General features: G+C 73.5%; 11 protein-coding genes. 8 read left to right on the forward strand and 3 right to left on the reverse strand.

Annotated elements, in window-relative coordinates; all coding sequences use genetic code 11:
• Nucleotides 1-181: 181 nt before the first annotated feature.
• Nucleotides 182-2167, forward strand: a complete 1986-nt coding sequence (locus ACWD0F_RS12150) for a DUF2264 domain-containing protein (RefSeq protein WP_449874531.1) — start codon at nt 182-184, stop codon at nt 2165-2167.
• On the opposite strand, the gene ACWD0F_RS12155 is transcribed toward ACWD0F_RS12150, so the two are convergent.
• Nucleotides 2162-3268, reverse strand: a complete 1107-nt coding sequence (locus ACWD0F_RS12155) for a substrate-binding domain-containing protein (protein ID WP_449874533.1) — start codon at nt 3266-3268, stop codon at nt 2162-2164. The two genes, ACWD0F_RS12150 and ACWD0F_RS12155, sit on opposite strands and share 6 nt — an antisense overlap.
• A 196-nt stretch (nt 3269-3464) precedes the next feature.
• Here ACWD0F_RS12155 and ACWD0F_RS12160 point away from each other — a divergent pair, with 196 nt between their 5' ends.
• Complete coding sequence (locus ACWD0F_RS12160) at nt 3465-4472, forward strand: MsnO8 family LLM class oxidoreductase (protein WP_449874535.1); 1008 nt, start codon at nt 3465-3467, stop codon at nt 4470-4472.
• A gap of 82 nt (nt 4473-4554) precedes the next feature.
• Here ACWD0F_RS12160 and ACWD0F_RS12165 read toward each other — a convergent pair whose 3' ends face one another.
• Entirely contained in the window at nt 4555-5514 is a 960-nt protein-coding gene (locus tag ACWD0F_RS12165) for an arabinan endo-1,5-alpha-L-arabinosidase (RefSeq protein WP_449874537.1), read from the reverse strand.
• A gap of 742 nt (nt 5515-6256) precedes the next feature.
• On the opposite strand from ACWD0F_RS12165, the gene ACWD0F_RS12170 reads away from it, so the two are divergent.
• The 6 genes from ACWD0F_RS12170 (at nt 6257) to ACWD0F_RS12195 (ending at nt 16999) form a co-directional block, all read left to right on the forward strand.
• On the forward strand, nt 6257-8773 hold the full coding sequence (locus ACWD0F_RS12170; protein ID WP_449874539.1) for a glycoside hydrolase family 3 protein: 2517 nt from the start codon (nt 6257-6259) through the stop codon (nt 8771-8773).
• A gap of 356 nt (nt 8774-9129) precedes the next feature.
• Entirely contained in the window at nt 9130-10305 is a 1176-nt protein-coding gene (locus ACWD0F_RS12175) for an ROK family protein (RefSeq protein WP_449874541.1), read from the forward strand.
• Nucleotides 10306-10445: 140 nt separating this feature from the next.
• A complete protein-coding gene (locus tag ACWD0F_RS12180; protein ID WP_449874543.1) occupies nt 10446-11756 on the forward strand; it encodes a sugar phosphate isomerase/epimerase family protein in 1311 nt (436 codons plus the stop codon).
• A gap of 93 nt (nt 11757-11849) precedes the next feature.
• On the forward strand, nt 11850-15143 hold the full coding sequence (locus ACWD0F_RS12185) for a PQQ-dependent sugar dehydrogenase (RefSeq protein WP_449874545.1): 3294 nt from the start codon (nt 11850-11852) through the stop codon (nt 15141-15143).
• A gap of 185 nt (nt 15144-15328) precedes the next feature.
• Nucleotides 15329-16018: an MBL fold metallo-hydrolase gene (locus ACWD0F_RS12190; RefSeq protein WP_449874547.1), complete on the forward strand. Its 690-nt coding sequence runs from the start codon at nt 15329-15331 to the stop codon at nt 16016-16018.
• Between the two features lie 66 nt (nt 16019-16084).
• Nucleotides 16085-16999, forward strand: a complete 915-nt coding sequence (locus ACWD0F_RS12195; RefSeq protein ID WP_449874549.1) for a lytic murein transglycosylase — start codon at nt 16085-16087, stop codon at nt 16997-16999.
• A 16-nt stretch (nt 17000-17015) separates the two neighbouring features.
• On the opposite strand, the gene ACWD0F_RS12200 is transcribed toward ACWD0F_RS12195, so the two are convergent.
• On the reverse strand, nt 17016-17261 hold the full coding sequence (locus tag ACWD0F_RS12200) for a hypothetical protein (protein WP_449874551.1): 246 nt from the start codon (nt 17259-17261) through the stop codon (nt 17016-17018).
• Nucleotides 17262-17305: the final 44 nt, after the last annotated feature.

Raw genomic sequence — 17305 nt, forward strand, 5'->3', positions numbered from 1 at the left:
TCTCATCCGGAGACGATCAGGTTAACTCAGGTGCGATCGGCCAAGGCCGCTAGAGGTCTCATCGATCAGCAACGCTCAGGTGCAATCAAGATGTGGCTACGTTGGTTCGCCGAGGCTTGACGTGCCGGAAAGGCCGGTGTCACGATCGCGTCGGCCCGGAGTCACGTGGAGGAGCGGCCGGATGATGCGCGCGTACGACGACCGGCGGCTTTCGCCGTACACGGGATGGACCAGGGACCACTGGGCGGCGCTCGCCGACCGCGTCCTGCTGGCGGCCCGCCGCCACGGCTCGCCCGGCCACGCGCGCATCACGTTCCCCGGCCGGCCGGGCGGCTACGGGAGCGCCGTCGACGGGCTGGAGGGCTACGCGCGCACCCTGCTCGCCGCCGGGTTCCGGGTGGCGGGGGAGGGCGGCGCCGACCCGCTCGGCCTGATGGAGTGGTACGCCGAGGGCCTGGCCACCGGCACCGACCCGCACTCGCCCGAACGCTGGGTGCGGCTCGACGAGCACAGCCAGGCCAAGGTGGAGGCCGCCTCGATCGCCCTCGTCCTGCACCTGACGCGGCCCTGGTTGTGGGACCGGCTCAAGCCCGCCGTCCAGGAGCGCGTCGTCGCCTACCTCGCCCCGGCGATCGGCTCCGGCTACCCGCCGATCAACTGGGTCTGGTTCCAGATCGTCGTCGAGCAGTTCCTCGCCTCCGTCGGCGGGCCGTCCTCGCGGGCGGACATCGCGGCCGGGCTCGCGCTCTCCGACGGCTTCGCCCGCGAGCACGGCTGGTACGCCGACGGCGCCGAACGCGCCTACGACCACTACGCCGGATGGGCGCTGCAGTTCTACCCGCTGCTCTGGACCGAGATGGCCGCGGGGGAGCCGGAGGCCGAGGCCAGGCGGCCGGTGTACCTGGGGCGGCTCCAGGAGTACCTGCGCGACGCGGTCCACCTGGTGGGGGCCGACGGGTCGCCGCTCATTCAGGGGCGCAGCCTGACCTACCGGTTCGCCGCGGCGGCGCAGTTCTGGCTCGGCGCCCGCGCGGGCCTCACCGACCCCGCTCCCGGCCTGCTGCGCCGCGCCGCGTCCGGCATCGCGCGCCACTTCGCCGAGCACGGGGCGCCGGACGAGGACGGGCTGCTCACCCTGGGCTGGCACGGGCCGTGGCGGCCGATCGCGCAGTCCTACTCGGGGCCCGGCTCGCCGTACTGGGCGGCCAAGGGCTTCTTCGGCCTGACCCTGCCCGCCGATCACCCGGTGTGGACGGCCGTCGAGGAGCCCCTGCCGGTCGAGACCGGCGACTTCCAGCGGGTCGTCCGCGCGCCGGGCTGGCTCGTCAGCGGCACGCGGGGCGACGGCGTCGTGCGGGTGACCAACCACGGCACCGACCACTCCCTGCCCGGGTCCCACCTGAGCGACTCGCCCCTGTACGCGCGCCTCGGCTACTCGACCGCGACCTCTCCCGTCCTCGCGGGGGAGCACGCGGGCCATCCCCTCGACCAGTCGGTGGTGCTGCTCGACGCCTCCGGAGCGCCCAGCCATCGCACCGGCTTCGAGACGCTCCTCCTCGACCGGCTCGCCACGGGGACGCTCGCCGGGGCGTCGCGCTGGCGGGCCCACTGGGTCGAGCCGGACGCCGGCCCCGACCACGGGCACGGGCGCTCGGGTGAGGTGCGGCTGGGGCCGTGGACGCACGTGCTCAGCCTGGTGCGCGGGCCCTGGGAGCTCCGCCTCGTCCGCCTAGCCCCCGACCCCGCCGATGCCGACCCCGTTGCCGCCGTCGGGGCCGCCGTCGGGGCCGGGCGGCTTCGCATCGGCGGCTGGCCCCTTCCCGCGTCGGCGCCGCACGCGGGCACGGGGAGCGCGGCCGCCGACGGCACGGCGCACTCCCTGGTACGCGCCGGCGCCGGGCTGGACGACCACGGCGTGACCTCGGCCGAGGACGCCTCCCCGCTCGCCCCGTGGACCCTCGTGCCGTGGTGCGCGACGGCCACGGCGGCGCAGACAGGCAGGTGGTACGACGCGGCGATCCACCTGTCCGTGCACCGCCCATCAGCCGAGACCGACGCGGATCAGCCGCCCGCTGTGACCTGGGACGGCCCGTCTTCAGTCCGGGTGGCCTGGCCTGACGGCACCGTCGACGCCCTCGACGTCGCCGCCCTGCTCACCCGGTCATGAGGACGAGTCGCGGATGATGAGCTGCGGCCCGATGACGATCCGGTGCGCGGGCCGTTCGGGATCGTGCAGCCGCGCGGCCAGCAACCCGAACGCGGCCCGCCCGATCGCCGCCTTGGGCGGCCGGATGGCGGTCAGCGGCGGATCGCACAACTCGGCCACCTCGTCGTCATAGGTGACCACGGCCAGATCCCCGGGAATCCGGATGCCGCGATCCTGGCACCGCTCCACCAGCGAGATCGCCTCCGGATCGGAATGCACGAGCAGCGCCGTCGTCCCCGAGGCCGCGCAGGCGTCGAGCACCGCGTCCACCGCCCGCATCCATCCCGGATCCCGCCGATGAACCGTCCGCACGTCCGGCACGCCGTCCGTCACCAGGCCCAGCTCCGCGCAGGCCAGCCGCCATCCGGCCCGCACGTGCGGCGCCGTCGGGCTGGACAGCGTCGTGATCACGCCCACCCGCCGATGCCCCAGCTCGGCCAGGTGCCGCACGGCCATCGCCGCTCCCAGCGCGTGGTCGCTGACCACCGACTCCATGGCCTCGCGGTACGGTCCCACCGCCGCCGCCCGCTCGATCAGCACCACCGGCAGCCCGGCCGCCTGCAACCACAACACGAGAGCCTCGCCCTCGTCGCTCTCCGTCGTCGGCGCCACCAGCAGCCCGTCCACCCCGACGGTCTCCACCAGCGAGGCGAGCTGCCGCCGCTCGTCGGCCACCTGGTACGTCGCCCCGCGCAGCACCACCCGCACCCCGGCCTCGCCGGCCGCCTCGCGCACCCCGCGGATGACGTCGGGCCAGTAGTAGTCCAGCGACGGCACCACCATCCCCACCGTCATCGGCGCGGCCTCGTCCCCTCCGCCCGCGCGGTCCGCCGGCGCGCTCCTCGGCCGGGACGGCTCCTCCGCCAGCGCCGCGCCGCCGCGCACCCGCCGGACGGCCCCCTCCTCGGCCAGCAGCGTGATGTCGCGCCGGATGGTGATCGCCGACACCGCCAGCTCCGAGGCCAGATCGTGCACCCGCACGATCCCGCGCCGCCGCAGCAGCTCCATCAGCCGCGCGCGCCGCTCGGCCGGCAACTGGCCCTGCGCGTCGGAGACCGTCATGCGCACCCCTTCACCTTGGTGTCGATCCCATGCGGCCATCGTACCGATCGAACCTGATCGAAGATGAATAAAGCCCGCGGCCAAATGATCGAACGATTCCACCACCAGGAGCAACGGGGCTGCCAGGAGTGATCCGCGCGCGCCCGCTGGCCCGTGCTTGACTGGGACCGTCTCCCGACCCCCGAGGAGTCGACCGGTGAAACTGTCCGTGCTCGACCAGTCCACCGTGGCGGCGGAAACCGCTCCGGCCCAGGCCCTGCACAACACGCTGGAGCTGGCCCAACTGGCCGACCGGCTCGGCTACGAGCGTTACTGGGTCGCCGAGCACCACGGCATCGTGTCCCACGCGGGCCCCGCCCCCGAGATCCTGATCCCGGCGATCGCGGCGCGGACGTCCGGCATCAGGGTCGGCTCGGGCGGCGTGCTGCTGCCCTACTACAGCCCGCTCAAGGTGGCCGAGGTCTTCCGCGTGCTGGAGGCGCTCCACCCGGGCCGCATCGACCTCGGCGTCGGCCGGTCGGGCGGGGCCGGACCCGCCGAGGCGCGGGCCATGCGCTGGGACGATCCGCCCGCCGACGACTTCGAGGCCAGGCTCGCCGCGCTGCTGGCCTACCTGCGCGAGGACTTCTCCGGCGGGCATGCGCCGATCACCGTCATGCCGCGGGTGCCCGCCGTGCCGCCGGTGTGGCTGCTCGGCTCCAGCGTGCGCAGCGCCGTCACCGCCGCCCGGCTCGGGCTGCCGTACGCGTACGCGCACTTCATCAGCCCGCACACCACCCGCGAGGCCGTCGAGGTGTACACCAAGAACTTCGCCGGGCCGCGACCGCTGCTCATCCTCGGTGTGGGCGCGTACGTCGCCGACACCGACGCGCAGGCGCAGCGCCTGCTGGCCAGCCACCTGCTGGCGCGCAAGCGGCTCTTCGCCGGCGACGTCCGCGCCATCGCCGCCGCCGGGGACGCGGCGGCGGAGCTGGCGCGCGGGCCGCATCCCCTTGAGGGCGAGGTCACCGAGTGGCCGCGGTATTTCGCCGGCCCGCCCGAGCGCGTCCGCGATCTCATGCGCAGCCTGGGCGACGGCCTCGGCGCGGCGGAGCTGATCGTGATGAACATGATCCACGACCACGGCGACCGGCTGCGCTGCTACCGGCTGCTGGCCGAGGCGTTCGGGCTGGACCCGCGCGCGCCCAACGGCCCTCCCCGATGAGAAAAGGGCTTCATCCGGCGGGGCCGCCCGAGCGGATCGTGCCCGGGCGGCTCTTCGGCGCTCACCTGCTTCGAGAGGGCGATCAGTAGGCGTAGGGCCAGCCGGCCGAGTCCCAGCCGAGGAGGTTGATCCCGAGCTTGGGCGTGCCGCTCGCCGCGCCGTCGTAGTAGTGGTAGACGAGCAGGTCGCCGTCCGAGTCGTGCAGGATGCTCTGGCCCCCCGGGCCGATGAAGCGGCCATGGGTCTCCAGCACGGCCGTGCCGCCGCCGCTCAGCATGGACCGCCCCGAGCGGTCGGTGTAGGGCCCGGTGGGGCTGGTGGAGCGGCCCACCTTGATCTTGTACGTGCTGTCCGTCCCCGCACAGCACCGGTCGTAGGAGGCGAACAGGTAGTAGTGGCTCCCGTGCCGGACGATGGCGGGGCCCTCGACGGCGTAGGGGGCGTCGGGCCGGGTGGCGAGATGGTAGAGCGTCTGGTCGGAGGAGAGCCGCTTGCCCGTGGCCGGGTTCAGCCGGATCATGCGGATGCCGGTCCAGTAGGAGCCGAAGCTCAGCCACCACCGGCCCGAGGCGTCGACCAGCAGGTTCGGGTCGATGGCGTTGTGGTCGGCGCTCGTGGTGGTCGCGTACACGACACCCTGGTCCGTCCACGAGCCCGGCTGGCCGGTCGAGCTGGTGGCCAGGCCGATGGCGGAGTTGTTGGAGCCGAAGCTGGAGACCGCGTAGTACAGCAGGTACCTCCCGCCCTGCTGGGAGATGTCCGGCGCCCACGGGTCGTTGCCCGAGGAGTAGGTGCGCCACCACGACGGCGGCGTGCGGAAGGCGGAGCCGGCGCGGGTGAACGCGATCCGGTCGGTGGAGGTGCGGGCCTCCAGGTAGCCGTGCGTGGAGTAGATCACGTAACCGGACGAGGTGCGGATCATCGTGGGGTCGTGCACGACGACGTCTCCGGTGACCCGGCCTGGATCGGGATAGGCGAGCGCGGCCCCCGTGAGCGGCAGCGCGGTCGCGACGGCGAGAAGGAGACGGGACAGGCGGCGCAAGGGTCCTCCCAGGGGAGTGGACGGGGTCGGTCCGCCCATCGGACGCTGCGCCGGCGTCGGACGCAATGTAGGCGCGGCTTTTCGCCGGTGTCAACCTGGGGAGCGGCAGGTGTGAAACTTACATCGACGGCGCCTCGCTGAACTGCGAGGATGCCTGCCTCGCGGACGGATGGCCTTGACGGTCCTTGTCAGACTTCGTAGGTTCAGGGCTGTTTCGGTCGCTGATGTTAACGCTAACATCACCTATCGGAGCTGCGCCGCGCGGGTGTTTCCGCGCTCAACGGGTGAGGGGGCGCCGAGCGCGGAAACGGATCAATGGTTGGTGTGGATGGTCCCGCCGTGGGCCCCGGCCTGCGGTGCGAAGGCGACCGAGAAAGAGAACAGGCTCGCGGCCACGATCGCTACGGTGGCGACGATTCTCTTCATGGCGCAACGTAACAGCGGGCCTCCCGCGCTGTCTTCGTGAGTTGTGATGAAGCACCGGCCAGAGCGCCGGATCAGCGCCAGGTAGCGCCGGATCAGCGTTAGGTAGCGCTCCCCGCGCCTCGGGCGGCGTGGGCCGGCAGCACCAGGCCGACGGTCATGGCCGCCACCTCCGCAGGTCAACCCGCGCTCCCGTTTCACGGTGGTGACGCAAAAGTCTTCCGTCCAGCGGTGAAAGCGCTATCGCGGGCCCGCGCCCGGCTCGTATGTTCCAGGCGCGACCAAGCCCGCCCGCCCGTTCCCCGAAGGAGCTGTACCCATGGCCGCAGCCCTCCGTCCCGCCCTGTCCCGCCGCGACGCGGTCAAGCTGCTCGGCGCGGCGGCCGCCGCCGCCCCGATGCTGGGAACCGGCCGCCGCGCCGACGCTCTCGCCCGGGTGCCGGGCGCGGGCCGCGCCGACGTCGACGCGCTGCTGGGCCGGCTGACGCTGGCGGAGAAGGTCTCGCTGCTGCACGGCGGCACCGATCCCGCCCCCAAGGGCCAGGCCGGATACGTGCCCGGCGTGCCCCGCCTCGGCATCCCCGAGCTGCGCCTGGCCGACGGCCCCGCCGGGGTGCGCGTCACGGCGAGCGCCACCGCGCTGCCCGCCCCCGTCGCGCTCGCCTCGACGTTCGCGCCCGATCTGGCCAGGCGGTTCGGCGCCGTCATCGGACGGGAGGGCCGCGCGCTCGGCATGGACGTGCTGCTGTCGCCGATGACGAACATCGTCCGGGTGCCGCAGGCGGGCCGCAACTTCGAGACGTTCGGCGAGGACCCGCTGCTCGCGGCGGCGATCGTGGCCGACGAGGTGCACGGCATCCAGGGCGAGGGCCTCATCGCCACCGTCAAGCACTACGCCGCCAACAACTTCGAGAACGCCCGCCGCAGCGTCGACGCGCGGGTGGACGAGCGCACCCTGCGCGAGATCTACCTGCCGGCGTTCGAGGCCGCCGTGGCGGCGGGCACGGGCTCGGTCATGGCGGCCTACCCGCGCGTCAACGGCGAGTACGCGGCCGAGAACCGGCACCTGCTCACCGAGGTGCTGCGCGACGACTGGCGCTACCCGGGCTGGGTGATGTCCGACTGGTCGGCCACGCACAGCGCCGTGCCCGCCATCACCGCCGGTCTCGACATGGAGATGCCGACAGGAGCGAACTTCGCCGGCCTCGTCGCCGCCGTCACCTCGGGGCGGCTGCCCGAGTCCGTGGTCGACACGGCGGTGCGCCGCGTCCTGGTGCAGCTCGACCGGTTCGGCCTGCTCGGCGGCGGCCGGCCGCGCCCGCCCATGGACGCCGCCGCCGGCGCCAGGACCGCGCGGGAGATCGCGCTGGCGGGCGCGGTCCTGCTCCGCAACGAGCACGACCTGCTGCCGCTGGGCCGCGCCGACCTGGCCGACCTCGTCGTCATCGGCCCCACGGCCGCCATCCCGCTGGTCGGCGGCGGAGGCAGCGCGCGGGTGATCCCCGCGAGCGCCGACAGCCCGCTGACGGTCCTGCGCCGCCGCGCCGGCTCCGGCGGCCGGGTGCGATGGGCCACCGGCGTGGACCTGGAAGGCGTGCCGGTGCCCGCCGGAGCGCTGTCGTTGCTGCGCGCCCAGCGGGGCGGCCCGCCGGAGCCCGCCGCCCAGGTGGACCACACCGGCGCGAACGCGCTGCCGGCCGGCTCCTCCTGGACCTGGACCGGCACGATCACCGCCCCGGAGAGTGGCGAGTACGACCTGCGCGTCCAGGGGGCGGGAGGACTGCCGTCGTTCGGCGGGTCCATCTCGCTGACCGTCGACGGCGTCCGGATCGGCTCCGCCGGCGCCATGTTCGGCGGCAACAGCAGCCTCATCGCGACCTCCGGCGGCCTGACGAACGCCGGCGCCGCCGTCCGCCTGGAGGCCGGGCGGCCCACGCCGATCGCCATCGCCGCCACCGGCATGGCCGGCACGCCGCTGCGGGTCAGGCTGGCCTGGATCACCCCGCAGCGCCGCGAGGAGGCCGTGCGCGAGGCCGCCCGGCTGGCCGGGAAGGCCAGGACGGTGCTCGTCTTCGCCTACAACGAGGGGACCGAGGGCGTCGACCGCGCCGGCCTGGCGCTGCCGGACGGCCAGGACGCGGTCGTGTCCGCCGTCGCCGCCGCCAACCCCCGCACCGCCGTCGTCCTCAACACCGGCGATCCGGTGCTCATGCCGTGGCTGGCCGCCGTGCCGGCGATCCTGCAGATGTGGTACCCCGGCCAGGAGGGCGCCGACGCCACCGTCACGCTCCTGTTCGGCGGTGCCAGTCCGGGCGGCAAGCTGCCGGTCACGTTTCCCCGGCGGGCCGAGGACGCGCCGGCCGCGTCGCCGGAGCGCTATCCGGGCGTCGGCGGGGTCGCCCGCTACGACGAGGGCGTCTTCGTCGGCTACCGCCACTACGACGCCGGGGGGATCGAGCCGCTCTTCCCGTTCGGGCACGGGTTGTCCTACACCCGGTTCGCGTACGGAGACCTGGCGGTGCGCCCGTCGGGCGGCGGCCTGAGCGTCTCCTTCACCGTCCGCAACACCGGCCGCCGCACCGGCGTGGAGGTGGCCCAGGTGTACCTGACGCCGCCGGCCGGCCCGCCCGTGCCGATGCCGCCCAGGACGCTCGCCGGGTTCGGCCGGGTGCGGTTGGCGCCCGGTGAGGTGCGCCGCGTCACGGTGACGGTGGCCCGGCGCTCGCTGGAGTACTGGTCGGCCGGCGGATGGGTGCTCGCCGCCGGCCGCCGCACCGTCCACGTCGGGTCCTCCTCCCGGGACCTGCGCCTGCGCCAGGACATCACCGTCGGATGAGACGACCCCTGAGCCGGCCCGGCGCGCCCTTCGCCGCCCGCCGGCCGGCCGGCGGATCGCGGAACGGCGGGCAACCGATCGAAAGGCAGCCCGCCGCGGGGAGGACCCGGGCCGGATGGCATCCCAGGGGGCCCGCGTCTCGGCGCGACGGCGGGTGAGGGCCGGACCGAATCCTCCAGAGGGACGGACAGCTCAGACGTCGAACAGTGGTCCCGGGCCGGGGCTCGGGAATCGCCGGACAACCCCCGGATATGAGGGTTGTTGACCGCATATGTCCCGCATATTTCGGGACGATAGATCCGACTTTCAATTATTGTCAACATAAGTCAGTTGATATTCGAAGTAAGCTGGCAGGTATGCCAGGACCCAACGGCCACACCAGCACGGGGGCGGGCGCCCTGCTGTCGATCCTCCGGGACGGGCGGGCCAGGACCCGCGGGGAGCTGGCGGAGCTCACCGGGCTGTCCAGATCCACCGTGTCGCAGCGGCTCGACGGGCTGATCGGCCGGCAGTGGGTGGTGGCCGGCGACGACTCGATCTCCTCCGGGGGACGGCCCGCGGCGATGTTCGCGTTCAACGGCGGAGCCCGGGTGGTCCTCGCCGCCGACCTGGGCGCCACCCACGCCCGCCTGGCCGTCACCGACCTCGGCATGACCGTGCTCGCCGAGCGGGCCGTGGAGCTGCCCATCGACGCGGGGCCCGAGCGCACGCTCGGCGCGGTCGCCGCCGTCTTCCAGGAGCTCCTGGAAGACGGCGGGCGAGATCCCGGGCAGGTGTGCGGGGTCGGCGTCGGCCTGCCGGGGCCGGTCGAGCACGGGTCGGGGCGGCCGGTGAACCCGCCGATCATGCCCGGCTGGGACGGCTTCGCCGTGCCCGAGTGGCTGGGCGCGCGGCTCGGAGCCCCCGTGCTGGTCGACAACGACGTCAACATCATGGCGGTCGGCGAGCACTGGGCCGCCCGGCCCTCGGTCGACCACCTCATCTTCATCAAGATCGGCACCGGCATCGGCTGCGGCATCATCTCGGGCCGCAAACTGCACCGCGGCGCGCAGGGGGCCGCCGGGGACGTCGGGCACATCCGGGTCGCCGGCGCCGAGGCGCCGTGCCGGTGCGGCAACGCCGGCTGCCTGGAGGCGGTGGCCGGCGGCGCGTCCATGGCGGCGGCCCTGTGCGCGGCCGGGATCGAGGCCAGGGGCGGCAGGGACGTGGTGGCGCTGATGCGCGCCGGCGACCTGCGCGCCACCCGGCTCGTCCGTCAGGCCGGCCGGGAGGTCGGCGCCGTGATGGCCTCGATCGTGAACTTCTTCAACCCATCGGTCATCGTGATCGGCGGGGACATCGCCGAGGCGGGCGAGCAGGTGCTGGCGGGGGTGCGGGAGACGATCTACAGCCGGTCGCTTCCGCTGGCCACACAGCATCTCGGCATCAGGGCCAGCGAGCTGGGGGACCGGGCGGGCGTCATAGGCGCGGCCGTCATGGTGGTCGAGCACGTGCTCGCGCCGGACGCCATCGACCGGGCGGTCGCCGGTTGAGCACCATTGACCCCGTCACGACGGCGTAGTAACAATGGTGATCGTCTCAAGCTCCGCGGCGGTGGCATGCTCGCGGATCCCGGGGCGAGATCAGCAGCGACGTGGTCGGCGCACGCGTCCCTCAAGGAAGGGAATCGCGCGTGAGCCATCCCCATGCCCGCCATCGGCATGCCCACGAAGATCCTGCCCGCCCCCCGGAGAACCACGCCGCACACGACCGCGTCCCGGACGCCCGTGCCCCGGACGACCGCCTCTCGCAGGACTGCCTCTCGCAGGACCGCCTCTCGCAGGACCGCCTCTCGCAGGACCGCCTCTCGCACGACCGCGTCTCGCACGACCGTGAGGAGCTGGTCCAGCAGGAGCGGGCCCGGGGTGAGACGCTCCGCCGGGCGCTGGGGCTGAGCCGCCGCCGGCTGCTCGCCGCCACCACCGGCATCGCCGCGGCCGTCACGCTCGCCCAGCCCGCGCAGGCGGCCTCCCACCGGGCGCTGATCCCGCGGGACAAGCGCGGCATCATCCTCTACACCGTGCGCGACGCGATCTCGCGCGACCCGCTGGCCACGGAGTTGCCGTCGGGCTTCCGCCGCGTGCTGGAGGCGCTCGCCCGGATCGGCTACAAGCAGGTCGAGTTCGCCGGCTACCGGCAGCACGCCAACGCCGAGGGCGGCGCGAACCTGGAGAGCGTCGACGGCGCCCGGCTGCTGCGCCGCTGGCTCGACGACAACGGGCTGGAGGCCGAGGGCAACCACGGGTTCATCCCGGCGTCGTGGCCGCTGACGCCCGAGGACACCGACCGGTTCAAGCAGGTGCTGGAGATCGCGAACATCCTCGGGCTGGGCCACATGGGCACCGGCGCCGACCCGACGGGCAGCGCGTACAAGGCGGACTGGGACGTCGCGGCCGAGAAGTGGAACCAGCTCGGCTCGATCGCCTGCGACGCCGGGATCAAGCTCTACACCCACAACCACGACGCGGCCTACGCCTTCCTGCTCGACAGCGGCCCCCTCGACGAGCAGGGCAGGCCGACGCGCTCCTCGGGCATCCGCAAGCTGGAGTACTTCTTCCGGATCAGCGACCCCAGGCGCGTGCACTTCGAGATGGACATCTTCTGGGCGCACGTGGCCCAGTTCAAGCACCGCGTCTACACCGCGCCCGACGGCTCGCAGCGGACGGACGTCTTCGACCCGCTCGCCACCGTGCGGGCCAGGGAGCACCGGTTCCCGCTCTTCCACGCCAAGGACGGGACGTCCAACCCGGCCGGCGGGAACGGCTACGACATGGTGCCGTTCGGCACCGGCGACATCGACTACGCCCGCTTCTTCTCCAGGCTGCGGGCCAGGGAGTGGCACAACCCGATGTACGAGCAGGACAACGCGCCCGGCGCGGACCCGGCGCAGTCGCTGAGCTACGCCGAGCTGAGCTACCGCAACATGGCCGCCCTGCGCGGCTGAGGCAAGGCCGGACCGCCACGCGATCCCTGCCGTTGCCGCGGCGGGCGTGGCGGCCCGGGCACTGACACTCCTCGTCCTAGGAGCAGCATCACCATGCAGCGTACCCTCACTGCGCTGGCGGTCTTCGTGGCCGTCACCGCGGTCGCCTTACCCGCGCGAGCGCACGATCCGGCCACCGAGTGGTCGAGCTACGAGAAGATCACCCTGACGAAGAACGTGGGTGAGCCGATCGATCTGGCCGTCCTGCCGGACCGGCGGGTCCTGCACACCGCCCGCAACGGCGACATCCGGCTGACCGATCCCGCCTCCGGCGTCACGAAGATCATCAACACCCTGCCCGTCTACGCCAACTCCGAGGACGGCCTGCAGACGATCTCGCTGGACCCGGCGTTCACCGAGAACCACTGGATCTACCTCTACTACGCGCCCAGGACCATGTCGGCGCCGTACCCGGCGACGACCCCGGCCGGGTCCGCGCCGAACTCGCTGCCCGCCGGGGCCGACGAGACGTACTGGAACCAGTGGAAGGGCTACAACCAGCTCTCCCGCTTCACGTGGACGGGCAGCGCGCTGGACCTGTCCACCGAGCAGGTCATCATCAAGGTCGAGACGCAGCGCGGCCAGTGCTGCCACGTCGCGGGCGACCTCGACTGGGACGCCGCCGGCAACCTCTACCTCGCCACCGGCGACAACACACCGGCGAGCACGCCCGGGGCCAACGGGTTCGCGCCCAACAACGACGCCCCCGGCATGAACCCCGGCTTCGACTCGCGGCGCGGCGCGGGCAACAGCAACGACCTGCGCGGCAAGATCCTGCGGATCAACGTGGCCGCCGACGGCTCGTACACGGTGCCGGCCGGCAACCTGTTCCCGCCCGGAACGGCGGGCACCCGGCCGGAGATCTTCGTGACCGGCGTGCGGAACCCGTTCCGGATGGACGTGGACGCCGAGACCGGCACCCTGTCATGGGCCGACTACGGGCCGGACGCCGGCACCGGCGACCCCCAGCGCGGCCCGCTCGGCTACGTCGAGTGGAACATCACCCCGCTGGTCAAGCCGATGAACAGCGGCTGGCCGTACTGCACGGGCGACGACTTCAACTACAACGACTGGGACTTCGCGACCGCCCAGCCGGGGGAGTGGTTCGACTGCGCGGCCGGGCCGCTGAACACCTCGCGCTGGAACACCGGCATCGAGCAGCTTCCGCCCGCCGTGCCCGCCGACCTGTACTACGGCGACAACAACACCCACCAGCCCGCCGCGTGGGCCGGGCTCGTCGACTTCGACCCGCAGGGCGGCCAGGGGCCGATGGGCGGGCCGATCTACCACTACGACCCGGACAACCCCGCGCCGGCCAAGCTGCCGGCGTACTGGGACGGCAAGGCGTTCTTCGCGGAGTTCTCGCAGGACTACCTGGCGGCGTTCACGCTGACCTACCCGGACGGGCCGGTCACCGCGATCGAGCACTTCCTGCCCAACAGCGCGCTGCGCGGCGCCGCCCAGCCCATCACCGACAGCCCGATGGACATCGAGTTCGGGCCGGACGGGTCCCTGTACGTGCTGGAGTACGGCGACGGGTTCTTCCGCGCCAATCCCGACGCCGGTCTCTACCGGATCGATTACACGCCGGGCAACAAGACGCCGCAGGCCAGGATGGTCGCGGACCCGACCTCGAGCAGTTCGGCGCCGCTGACCGTCGCCTTCGACGGCACGTCATCGACGGACACCGAGCCGGGGACGCTGACGTACGAGTGGGACTTCGACGGCGACGGCTCCTTCGACGCCACCGGGGCGACGGCCACCCACACCTACACCGAGCTGGGGCAGTACGTCGCGCGGCTGCGCGTGACCGACGCCGGTGGCCGGGCGGGGCTCACCTCGGCCGAGATCACCGTCGGCAACACCGCGCCCGTGGTGACCATCAAGACCCCGCCCAACGGCGGGTTCTTCGACTGGGGGAACGGGGTGCCGTTCACGATCGGGGTGTCCGACGCCGAGGACGGCGACACGCCGGTGTGCTCGCGGGTGCAGTGGACGTTCGGCCTCGGCCACGACACGCACGCCCACCCGGAGACCACCGGAACGGGCTGCGCGGGCGCGTGGCCGACCCCGGCGAGCGCGCCGGAGCACGGTGAGACGGAGAACATCTACGGCGTGGTGGTCGTCACCTACCGCGACAACGGCGCCAACGGCATCCCGGGCGCGCTCGGCGAGGCCACGCTGCTGCTGAACCCGAAGCTGACGCAGGCCGAGCACGCCGACGCGACCAGCGGCGTGACGGACGCGCCCGACGACAGCGCGTCCGGCAAGTTCAAGGTGACCTCCTTCGACGCCGGGGACTGGCTCGCCTACGACCCGGTGAACTTCGCCGGCATCACCGGCGTGCAGACCAGGGCCTCCGGCGCCGGGACGCTCTCGCTGCGCTGGTCGTCGCCGGCGGCCGAGCCGTTCGCCACGGTGACGGTGCCGCCGGGAGAGGGCTGGCAGACGGTCACCACCGCGCTGGCCGGCGCCCCGGCCGGCACGGGCCGCCTGTACGTCACCTCGACCGGCGGCGTGGAGGTGGACGCGTTCACCTTCCAGGGCGGCGGCGTGGGCGACACCAGCCCGCCGGTCGTGACGGCGGTGCTCAACCCGGCCCAGCCGGACGGCGCGAACGGCTGGTACACCGGCGACGTCACGCTCACCGTCACCGCCACCGACAACGGGACGGTGGCCAGCCGTCAGTACTCGCTCGACGGCGGCGTCACCTGGCTGAACGCGAACAACCCGGTCACGTTCACCACCGAGGGCGCCAGGGAGGTCCGCTACCGCGCCACCGACAACGGCGGCAACGTGTCCGCCGGCACGCTCACCGTCAAGATCGACAAGACGGATCCGGTGGTGTCGGCGAGCGGGGTGGAGGCCAGGGCCTACGGCGACTCGGCCTCGATCACCCCCGTCGTCTCGGCGGCCGACGCCGTCTCGGGCGTCGCCTCCGTCACGGCGAAGATCGACGGCACGGCGGTCACGTCCGGGGCGCCGCTCCAGCTCTGGACGCTGGCGCTGGGGCAGCACGTCTTCACCGGCACCGCGACCGACCAGGCGGGCCGGGTCACGACCGGGACCGTGACGTTCTCGACCACGACCTCCTACGCCGACGTGCGGGCGCTGCTCGCGCGGTTCAAGGCGGCGGGGTCGGTGACGTCCAAGGCCGCCCGTGAGCTGGCCGACCAGCTCGACCAGGCCGAGCGGCACGAGAAGCGGGGCAGGCCCGCGCTCGCGATCGACGCGCTCAAGCGGTTCGTGAAGATCGCCGAGAAGCGGGGCAACGTCCGCGACGCGGCGGTGCGGGGCGCGCTGGTGCGCGACGCCCAGGCCCTGATCGAACGGCTGCGCACCACGTAGGCGGTGGACCGCGTGCCCGGCTCGGCCTCAGCCAGGGCCCGAGCCGGGCACGCACGGCGCAGCCGGCCGGCCGCGTCCCCGCGCCCGCGGCGAACGGCCGCACGGTGCAGCCGGGTCGGCCGCGTCCCTGCGCCCGCAGCGAACGGCTCTCGTCCTTGCGACGGCCGTGCCGTAAGTTGCCGCACATGGAGATGGTGGAGCTGCTTCCCTCCCTGCACTTGCTCCGCTTCGGCGTGGGGCAGGCCTACCTGTGGCGCGAGCACGACGCGCTCACCCTCCTCGACGCCGGTGAGCCCGGCACGGGCCCCGCGCTGACGGCCGCCGTCGAGAGCCTGGGGCTGACCCTCGGCCACCTGCGCCACGTCGTCGTCACCCACGGGCACACCGACCACTGGGGCGGCCTGGCCGAGATCGACGCGGGCACGGCGCAGGTCATGGCGGGCGCCCCCGACGCGCCGGTGCTGCGCGGGGAGCGGGCCGAGCAACTGCCCGACCTCGCCACCCTGCCCGCCTGGGAGCGGGAGCTGTTCGAGAGCCTGCCGCCGATGCCGCAGCCCCGGCCCGTCCGGGTGGACCGCGAGCTGGCCGACGGCGACGAGCTCGACTTCGGCGGCGGCGCCCGCGTCCTGGCCATCCCCGGCCACACCGACGGCAGCATCGCCGTCCACCTGCCCGCCCACGGCCTGCTGTTCGCGGGCGACACCATCGCCAACGTCGGCGGCATGACGATGCTCGGGGTCTTCAACGCCGACCGGCAGGCGGCGGCGGGCTCGTTCCGGCGGCTGGCGGAGCTCGACCTGTCCCTCGTCTGCGTCGGCCACGGCGACCCCATCACCGGGGACGCCTCGGCCCGCCTGCGCGAGGTGCGGCTGTAGGGCCGCACCGCCCGGCTGTGATCGTGGTCCTGCGGAGATGATCCCTGGACGGTAGGTTGGCCCTCCATGGAGGAACGCCTGAGACATCGCATCCTCACCGCGGCGGCGGTCGCGGCCCTCATCGCCGTGCCGGCCTGCGGCGTCGTGCCACCCGCCGCCGGCGCACCCCAGGCGGCGCCGTCCCCCGCCGCCACCCCTGCCGTGACGACGGCGCCCCCGGGCCGGACGCTCCCCGCCCCCGACACCGCGATCCCCGGCGACGCCGCCGGCCTGGCGGCCGCCCTGAAGCGGACCACCGCCGCCCTGCACGACGCCGTCGACGCCTGGTCCAAGAAGGGCGCCCCGCCCGCGGACGTCGAGCGCCTGGCCCTGTATCACCAGCGCCTCTACCGCTACGCCGCCCGCCATCCCAAGGTCGCCGCCCGCGCCTTCGCCCGGCTGCCGTCCGCCCTCGCCGCCCAGGCCAAGGACAACACGGCGGCCATCCGCGAGTTGCTCGCCCTGGCCCGCCCCATCAAGCCCACCGCCGTGTTCAAGGTCCAGGCTCCTCGCCCGGCCGCCGAGCTCCTCGGCCACTTCAAGAAGGCCGAGCGCCGGTTCGGGGTCGAATGGGAGGTGCTGGCGGCGGTCATGTTCGCGGAGACCAAGTTCGGCAGGGTGCGCTCGGCCAGTCACGCGGGGGCCCAGGGGCCCATGCAGTTCATGCCCGCGACCTGGAAGGCGTACGGCCTGGGCGGCGACATCCAGGACCCGAAGGACGCGGTCATGGCGGCGGCCAACTACCTGCGCGCCACCGGCGCCCCGCGCGACTACCAGCGGGCGCTGCACGCCTACAACCCGTCCCAGGCCTACGTCGACGCCATCCTGCTGCACGCCCGCCAGATCAAGCGGGACACCAGAAACTACTACGTCTACTACAACTGGCAGGTCTTCGTCCTCACCACGGCCGGCGAGCGCCGCCTGACCGGCCCCGGGGTGTGAGCCCCGGCGCCGGTGCTCAGTGGTCGGCGCAGCAGGGGGTCGGGTTCGCCACCTCGGCGGGGGCGACGCGCCCGCCGGCGGCGGGCATGGTGATCAGGGTCATCAGGCCGTCCTGCCAGACGGGCCGGACGTGGCCGCCCGTCAGCACGAGCGTGTCCGCGCCGGGCGGCTCACCGACTTCTGGCCGGGGTACTACAGCCGCACCCACGTCGGCAGCCAGGACTTCTCCTACGCGGCCGTCATGGACGGGTGAATCGGACATGAACGCCATGAGATCGGCGCGTGCCCGGCAGATCAAGGATGTTC

The organism is Nonomuraea sp. NPDC002799 (genome assembly GCF_053592075.1).